Source organism: Phenylobacterium sp. (genome assembly GCF_030646615.1).
Classification (GTDB): domain Bacteria; phylum Pseudomonadota; class Alphaproteobacteria; order Caulobacterales; family Caulobacteraceae; genus Phenylobacterium.
In genome coordinates, this window is sequence record NZ_JAUSLG010000002.1 from 57,543 (window position 1) to 64,664 (window position 7,122).

At 68.2% G+C, this 7,122-nt stretch carries 7 protein-coding genes; 4 read left to right on the top strand and 3 right to left on the bottom strand.

Features of this window, described 5'->3' with window-relative positions:
* Nucleotides 1-26 precede the first annotated feature (26 nt).
* Entirely contained in the window at nucleotides 27-794 is a 768-nt protein-coding gene (locus tag Q7S93_RS00380; RefSeq protein ID WP_304711519.1) for a Crp/Fnr family transcriptional regulator, read from the top strand.
* A 27-nt stretch (nucleotides 795-821) separates the two neighbouring features.
* On the opposite strand, the gene Q7S93_RS00385 is transcribed toward Q7S93_RS00380, so the two are convergent.
* Together Q7S93_RS00385 and Q7S93_RS00390 are read right to left on the bottom strand one after the other, a co-directional pair.
* Nucleotides 822-2,465, bottom strand: coding sequence for an MDR family MFS transporter (locus Q7S93_RS00385; RefSeq protein WP_304711520.1), 1,644 nt, complete (start codon nucleotides 2,463-2,465; stop codon nucleotides 822-824).
* A gap of 141 nt (nucleotides 2,466-2,606) precedes the next feature.
* Complete coding sequence (locus Q7S93_RS00390; RefSeq protein WP_304711521.1) at nucleotides 2,607-3,437, bottom strand: TerC family protein; 831 nt, start codon at nucleotides 3,435-3,437, stop codon at nucleotides 2,607-2,609.
* Nucleotides 3,438-3,575: 138 nt separating this feature from the next.
* Between Q7S93_RS00390 and Q7S93_RS00395 the strand changes: the two genes are divergently transcribed.
* The 3 genes from Q7S93_RS00395 (at nucleotide 3,576) to Q7S93_RS00405 (ending at nucleotide 6,717) form a co-directional block, all read left to right on the top strand.
* On the top strand, nucleotides 3,576-4,673 hold the full coding sequence (locus tag Q7S93_RS00395; RefSeq protein ID WP_304711522.1) for an acyltransferase family protein: 1,098 nt from the start codon (nucleotides 3,576-3,578) through the stop codon (nucleotides 4,671-4,673).
* A 69-nt stretch (nucleotides 4,674-4,742) separates the two neighbouring features.
* Complete coding sequence (locus Q7S93_RS00400) at nucleotides 4,743-5,429, top strand: CHAP domain-containing protein (RefSeq protein ID WP_304711523.1); 687 nt, start codon at nucleotides 4,743-4,745, stop codon at nucleotides 5,427-5,429.
* Nucleotides 5,430-5,517: 88 nt separating this feature from the next.
* Nucleotides 5,518-6,717 (top strand): pentapeptide repeat-containing protein, encoded by a 1,200-nt coding sequence (locus Q7S93_RS00405; protein ID WP_304711524.1) that lies wholly within the window; start codon nucleotides 5,518-5,520, stop codon nucleotides 6,715-6,717.
* A 6-nt stretch (nucleotides 6,718-6,723) separates the two neighbouring features.
* Here Q7S93_RS00405 and Q7S93_RS00410 read toward each other — a convergent pair.
* Nucleotides 6,724-7,122 (bottom strand): enoyl-CoA hydratase-related protein (locus tag Q7S93_RS00410; protein ID WP_304711525.1); only part of this gene is annotated, 399 nt, incomplete at its 5' end.

The window sequence follows — 7,122 nt, forward strand, 5'->3', positions numbered from 1 at the left end:
AGCCGACCCCCGAGGCGTCAGCCCCCATGTCCATGGGCCACTCCAGTCCCGACCCCCGCCGTCCGGCGGCGGCGTCAGACCTTTCCGCTTTTCGCGGCAACCGGCTGCTGGCGGCCCTGCCGCCGGCGGTGCTGCGGGAGCTTGCGCCCAGTCTGCGGCAGATCACCCTGGAGCGGGGGCGGGTGTTGTTCGAACCCGGCGATGATGTGGAGACCACCCACCTGCCGGCCGGCCCGGCGATCATCTCGCTGGTTCTGGTCACCCGGGACGGCCGCGAGGTTGAGGCCGCCAGCATCGGTCGCGAAGGCGCCGCCGGCGGCATTGTCAGCGCCGGAAACAAGCCCGCCTACGCCCGCGCCGTGGTCCAGGTGGCCGGCCCGGCCCTGGCCGTCGCCACCGAGGTGCTGGAATCCGCCAAGCGCCGGCATCCGGAAATCTCGGACCTGTTCTCCCGCTATGCCGACAGCCTGCTGGCCCAGGTCATGCAATCGGCGCTGTGCAACGCCCTGCATCCGGTGGAGCAGCGAGCCTGCCGCTGGCTGCTGTCGACCCATGACCGGGCCGAATCCAATGTCATCCGCCTGACGCAGCAGTCCCTGGCCGAGATGCTGGGGGTGCAGCGCACCACCGTCTCCGGCGTCGCCAAGGCCCTGGAGCATCGCGGCCTGATCCGCCAGCACCACGGCCATGTGGAGATCCTCGACCGGGACGGCCTCGAGGAGGCCTGCTGCGAATGCTACCGCGCGGTCGAGGACCACTTCGCCGTGCTGCTGCCCGAGGTCACCGAGGACTGAGCCCGTTCCGATGAGCCCCGCGGCGCCTCAGGCCTCCACCTCGGCAGGCTTGGGCGGGGCGGGGCTATGGCGATCCTTCAGGGGAACGCCGGGGATCATCAACATGAGCACAAAGCCGATCAGCAGCACGGCCAGGCTGAACATGATCCCATAGACCACGGCGGTGGACAGGCTCTGGCGGATCACCTGATCGGCGGCCCGGGTGGTCGGGTCGGCGGCGCGGGCCTCGGCCTGACTGGGATCGGCGTCCCGCTCCATGGCCATCCGCTGCAGGTCCGACAGCTCCAGGGTCTCCATTTGAAGGGCGGGATTTTCGGCCGACAGCCGGCCAAGCTCGGCGGTCAGGCCCCAGGTGAGGATGGCGCCGAACAGGGCCACCCCCATGGTCGAGCCGATCTGGCGGACGAACTGGCCCGAGCTGGTGGCCACGCCAAGCTGATGCATGGGTACGGCGTTCTGAACCGCCAGGCCAAACAGGCTCTGGCCGGGACCAAGGCCGACGCCGACGATCAGCAGCCGCCAGGCCAGGTCCAGGGTGCTGGTGTCCGGGCCGATGAAGCAGAGCGAAAAGACCCCGGCGATCAGCACCGCGCCGCCGCCGATCATGAACGGCTTGTAGACCCCGGTCTTGGTCACCAGCCGGCCATTGAGGGTCGAGGAGGCCACCAGACCGACCATCAGGGCCAGCATGGTCAGGCCGCTGCGGGTGGCCGGCACACCCTGGCCCACCTGCATGTAGAGGGGCAGGAAGGAGGTCACCCCCATGAAGGCCATGGAATAGACGAAGGCCGCGCCATTGGCGGTGTTGAAGGTGCGGTTCTGGAACAGCTCCAGGGGCAGGATCGGGTCCCGCACCGCCTTCTGGACGAAGACGAAGGCCGTCAGGCTGACGCCGGCGCTCGCCAGCAGCCCCAGGATCAGGGGCGAGCCCCAGCCATAGTCCCGGCCGCCCCAGGTGATGGCCAGGAGCAGGGTGGTGAAGCCGACCACGATGAGGCCGGCGCCGACAAAGTCGATCCGCCCCTCGCCCCGGGGCGGCAGGGCCGGCATCTTGATCAGGATCATGGCCACGGCGGCCAGCGCGAACGGCACGTTCACATAGAAGACCCAGCGCCAGCCCTCGATCACATGGCCGGCCAGTTCGACGGTCCCATGGTCGGTGAAGAAGCCGCCGATGACCGGGCCAAAGATGCTGGCCACCCCGAACACCGCCCCGAACAGGCCGGAGAACTGAGCCCTTTCCCGCGGGGCGTAGAGGTCGGCGATGATGGCGAAGGCGATGGTGAACAGCGCCCCGCCGCCAATCCCCTGGATGGCCCGGGCGGTGATCAGTTGGACCATGCCGCCGCCGAGGACGGGCAGGTCGCCGAACTCTCCGGCCAGACCCGCCAGCCAGGATCCGCCCAGGAAGATGCCGATCCCGATCAGCAGGATGGGCTTGCGGCCATAGATGTCGCCGAGCTTGCCCCAGATGGGCACCATGACGGTCGAGGCCAGCAGATAGGCCGTGGTCGCCCAGGCGTAGAGGTGGAGGCCAGACAGGTCCGAGACGATCCGCGGCATGGCCGTGGCCACCACGGTCTGGCTCATGGCGCTCAGCAGGAAGACGATCAGGACCGAGATTAGCGTGAGGCGGCGATCGGCCTCGTTAAAAACTTGGGGCTCTTGCAACGCGGCGTTTCCAAAGCGACGTTCGAGCGCCGCCAAATTATGCGGATCTGCACGACGCGAAAAAGCGCCGCCCAATCCGGTTTTCGAAATATCTGAGTCCGCCCAGGGCGCCGCGAAGCGCCCCGAGGCGGGGTTTAATCCTCAGACGTTATCAGAACCGGCCGGCGATGCATGCCCTGATGCAGCCGCGGCCGTCTTCCGTCGGGCGGCGCGACGGGCGAAGATGTTGAGCCCCTCCACCAGGCCAGAAAACGCCATGGCCGCATAGATGTAGCCCTTGGGCACGTGGAAGCCGAAGCCGTCGGCGATCAGGGTGGCGCCGATCATCAACAGGAATCCCAGGGCCAGCATGACCACGGTGGGGTTGGCGTCGATGAACTCCGCCAGGGGGTCGGCCGCCAAGAGCATGACGCCCACGGCGAAAATGACGGCGATCACCATGATCGGCAGATGGTCGGTCATGCCCACCGCCGTCAGAATCGAGTCGATGGAGAAGACCAGGTCGAGGAGCAGAATCTGCACGATCACCGCCGAGAAATTGGCGACGACCGGGCCTTTGACGTCCATCAGGCCGTGGGTGGCCTCCGGATCGACCTTTTCGTGGATTTCAGTGGTCGCCTTCCAGACCAGGAACAGCCCGCCGGCGATCAGGATCAGGTCGCGCCACGAGAAGTCCATCTCGAACATGGGCATGCCATGAACCGGATCTGGGGGACCCTGCAGGGGAATGCTGAACACGGTCTGCGTCATGCCGACCAGGAAGGCCAGGGTGGAGAGGAGGGCCAGGCGCATGACCAGGGCCAGGGCGATGCCGATCTTGCGGGCCCGGCTTCGCTGCTCGGGGGGCAGCTTGTTGGACAGGATGGAAATGAAGACCAGATTGTCGATACCGAGCACCACCTCCATCACGATCAGGGCGACGAGCGCGGCCCAGGCGACGGGGTCGGTGAGGAGGACGAGGACGGAGTCCATGGGTGATTCTCCAGGCGAGACTCCAAGGCTTTAGATCATCCTGAAGTTCGTAGCAGCGCTAACGCGATGGTGAGGCTTCTGGCGCCAGACTGCAGCGACATAGGCTGCTTATCGCGCCGCCGCCCTGAGCCCGCCCCCATGACCGACGCCCAGCATATCCGCCCGCTCACCGCCCTGCGGTTCTTCGCCGCCTTCTGGGTGGTGCTCTTCCACTACTGGTCCGCCCTGGCGACCACGGTGACGCCGCTATTCGTGGCCAAGGGCTATCTGGGGGTCGAGCTGTTCTTCATCCTGTCGGGCTTCATCCTCTGCCACGTCTATCGCAGCGAGGTCGAAGCCGGGCGCTTCACCTATGGAAGCTTCCTCTGGGCGCGCCTGGCGAGGGTCTATCCCCTGCATCTGGCGACCCTGATCGGCATGGGGGTGCTGGCGGCCGGGGCCACGGCGGCCGGCTTCGCCGTCGATCCCAACATCCTGTCCTGGGAATCACTGCCGGCCAACCTGCTGCTGGTGCAGGCCTGGGGCCTGGCGCCGCAGGCCGGCTGGAACCATCCGTCCTGGTCGATCTCGGCGGAATGGTTCGCCTATCTCACCTTCCCGCTGTTCGCCTGGGCGGCGCTCGCCCTGAAGGCCCGCCCCCTGGTGGCCGTGGCCCTGGCGGCCATCTTCATGGCGGCGCTCTATGCCGGCTTCCAGGCGTGGGCCGGCCATCCCCTGACCCTGGCGACCATCCGCTGGGGCGCCCTGCGCATCGTGCCCTGCTTCGCCCTGGGCTGCGCCCTGCATAGTCTCTGGCGGGAACGGGCCGGCTCGGGCCGCAAGGGGGCCATGGCGGGCGCCGCAATTTCAGGCGCCGTCGCCCTGATCGCGGCCGCCACCGCCCTGTCGGATACGATTATCGTCCTGGCCACCGGCGGCCTGATCTTCTACCTGGCCCGCATGGCTCAGGCCGGCTCGGCCGTGCTCAGCGCGCGTCCGCTGATCTATCTCGGTGAGATCAGCTACTCGATCTACATGGTCTGCGTGCCGTGGAAGATTGTATTCGTGAACGGAGCAACCAGTCTGCTCAAGCTTGAAGGCGGCCAGCTGCCCTGGCCCCTGTGGTGTGTCTTGCTGGTGGGCGTGGTTCCACTGGCGGCCATCTCATACCACCTGATCGAGAAACCGGCCCGCACGCACATGAAGCTGTGGGCGGATATGTGGAAAGAGCGGGCGCCAAAGGTTGCAGGCGCATAAACCCTCTTTTCATTCTCGTGTGGCGAAACTATCCATGACCCGAGTTCGCGTCATGGGAGTACGCCCAACATGATCAAACGGACACGCATCGTCCTTGGTTCCATCACCGCCGCAGCGGTCATGGCCCTGGCGCCCGCAAGCTCGGCCTTCGCCGACACCTACTGGCAATGCGTGCCCTTCGCCCGGATGATCTCGGGCGTGCAGATCTTCGGCGACGCCTGGACCTGGTGGAAACAGGCCGCCGGCAAGTACGACACCGGAAACACCCCCCAGGCCGGCGCGGTCCTCTGCTTCAAGCCCACCGGCAAGATGCGCCTGGGCCATGTGGCCGTGGTCAGCCAGGTGCTCACCGAACGGGTCATCCAGATCAACCACGCCAACTGGTCGCGGATCAACGGAACCCGCGGTCAGATTGAGCGCGACGTCACGGTGATCGACGTCTCCCCCACCGGCGACTGGACCCAGGTCAAGGTCTGGTACGACTCGGTCGGCGACCTCGGCTCCACCACCTATCCGGTGCACGGCTTCATCTATCAGGACTCCACGGCGGCGACCCTGACCAAGACCGGCTTCACCACGGCGCAGAACACGGCCGTGACCGTGGCCCAGTCGGCCGCCAACCAGATGGTCGCCGCGGTTCGGCCGGGCTCGGGCCCGCTGCACATGCTGAGCCAGGCCGCCGACGCCACCGACAAGATCGCAGCCCTGCTTCAGGCCGCCGGCCAGGGCGGCGCATCCGCCGACAGCCCGGAATAGGGGCTCAGCTCTGCGGCTAAACGCCGCGCCGCGAACCCTTCCTTAAAGGCCGAAGGATCAAGGTGGGCGCTTGAGCTGAAAGCCAAGCATGTCCGGCCAAGCCGCCCCGTCCCACCTCGTCCGTCACACGGCCGACGACATCCATGACGCCCTGGAGGCGCACGGCCGCTATGTGCGTGGGCTCAAGGGCGGGCGCCGGGCGAGCCTGATCCGCGCCGACCTCGCCGACTGGAACCTGGAAGGCGCCCTGCTGACCGAGGCCGACCTCGCCGGCGCCCGCCTCAGCGGCGCGATCCTGGCCGGCGCCGAGCTCAGCCGCGCCAATCTGTTCGGCGCCGACCTGCGGGACGCCGACCTGCGCGGCGCCAGGCTGGCCCGGGCCGACCTCCGGGGATCGAGCCTGCGCGGCGCCAATCTTTCCGGTGCGGACCTGGCCGAAAGCGACCTGCGCGAGGGGCGGATCGCCATGCAGGACCGCCAGGATGGCTTTCGCATGATCACGCCGGGCGAACGGGCAGGGAACCTGGAATACGCCGTGGTGGCCGGCGCCAATCTGCGCGACGTGCTGACCGCCGTCGACTGCACCGACGCCAGCCTGGACGGGGCGATCCTGGTGGGGGCGCGGATGGCCGGCGCCCGCCTGGACGGGGCCGACCTGACGGGCGCGCAGATCGACGGGGCCGACTTGACCGGCGCCTCCCTGCGCGGCGCCGTGGTGGCCGGCGTCAACCTGGCCTCGGCTGGCCTGAACCAGGTGGATCTCAGCGAGGTGCTGCGGGCCCCGGCGCCGATCTTCTATGTGGATGACGTGCCGCTCTATGAGCTGGTGGCCGAGCATGAGGCCTTCTGCGACAGCAGCGGCGCGCAGGGGCGGGCGGCCGCGGCCACGGAGGTCGATTTCCGGGGCCTGCGAACCCTTCGCCACCGCCGGCTGAGCGGGCTGTCGGCCGCCGGCTCGATCTTCTTCGACATGGACATGGAGGGCGTCCAGCTGCAGGGCGCGGACCTGTCCGGCTGCGACCTGCGCAAGGCCAGGCTCCGGGGCGCCGACCTGCGCGGCGCCCGGCTGACCGGCGCCAATCTGATCCGCGCCGATCTGCGCGACGCCCGGCTGGGGCCGCTGGAGATCGCCGAGGGCCGGCTTCTGCGCACCGATCTGAACCGGGCCGTCCTGCGCTATGCCGACCTCACGGGCGCCCAGGCGAGGCGCGCCCGTTTTCTCGAGGCCGATCTGTCGGGGGCGAAGCTGTCCGGCGCCGACCTCCGCGACGCCGAACTGGTCCTGTAGACGGTTCTACATCTCGTGGCGCAGGGGCCGCAGGTCGGGGAAGTCGGCGGGCCGCTTCTCGGCCTTGGCCTTGAAGGCCTCGCCCATATGCGAGCCGGCGAACATGCCGGTCTGCCAGACGGCGATATAGTCCAACCCATCGGCGATGGTGTGGTCCCGGGCATAGTTGATCATCACCTTCGAGCCGGTCACCGCCAGGGGCGACTTCTCGGCGATCTCCCGGGCCGTGGCCATGACATGGTCCAGCAGGGCCTCGTGGGTCGGGAAGACCTCATTGACCAGGCCGATCTCCCGGGCTCGCTCGGCCGACAGGCGCCGCCCGGTATAGGCCAGCTCGCGCACCCAGCCCTCGGGGATCAGCTTGCACAGCCGCGGGAAGGTGCCGACATCGGCGGTCATGCCGAT

Excerpts from the sequence above, each read along its gene's own strand:
- Q7S93_RS00380 (WP_304711519.1), top strand. The coding sequence starts at position 27 with ATGTCCATGGGCCACTCCAGTCCCGACCCCCGCCGTCCGGCGGCGGCG.
- Q7S93_RS00390 (WP_304711521.1), bottom strand. The coding sequence starts at position 3,437 with ATGGACTCCGTCCTCGTCCTCCTCACCGACCCCGTCGCCTGGGCCGCG.
- Q7S93_RS00395 (WP_304711522.1), top strand. The coding sequence starts at position 3,576 with ATGACCGACGCCCAGCATATCCGCCCGCTCACCGCCCTGCGGTTCTTC.
- Q7S93_RS00400 (WP_304711523.1), top strand. The coding sequence starts at position 4,743 with ATGATCAAACGGACACGCATCGTCCTTGGTTCCATCACCGCCGCAGCG.
- Q7S93_RS00405 (WP_304711524.1), top strand. The coding sequence starts at position 5,518 with ATGTCCGGCCAAGCCGCCCCGTCCCACCTCGTCCGTCACACGGCCGAC.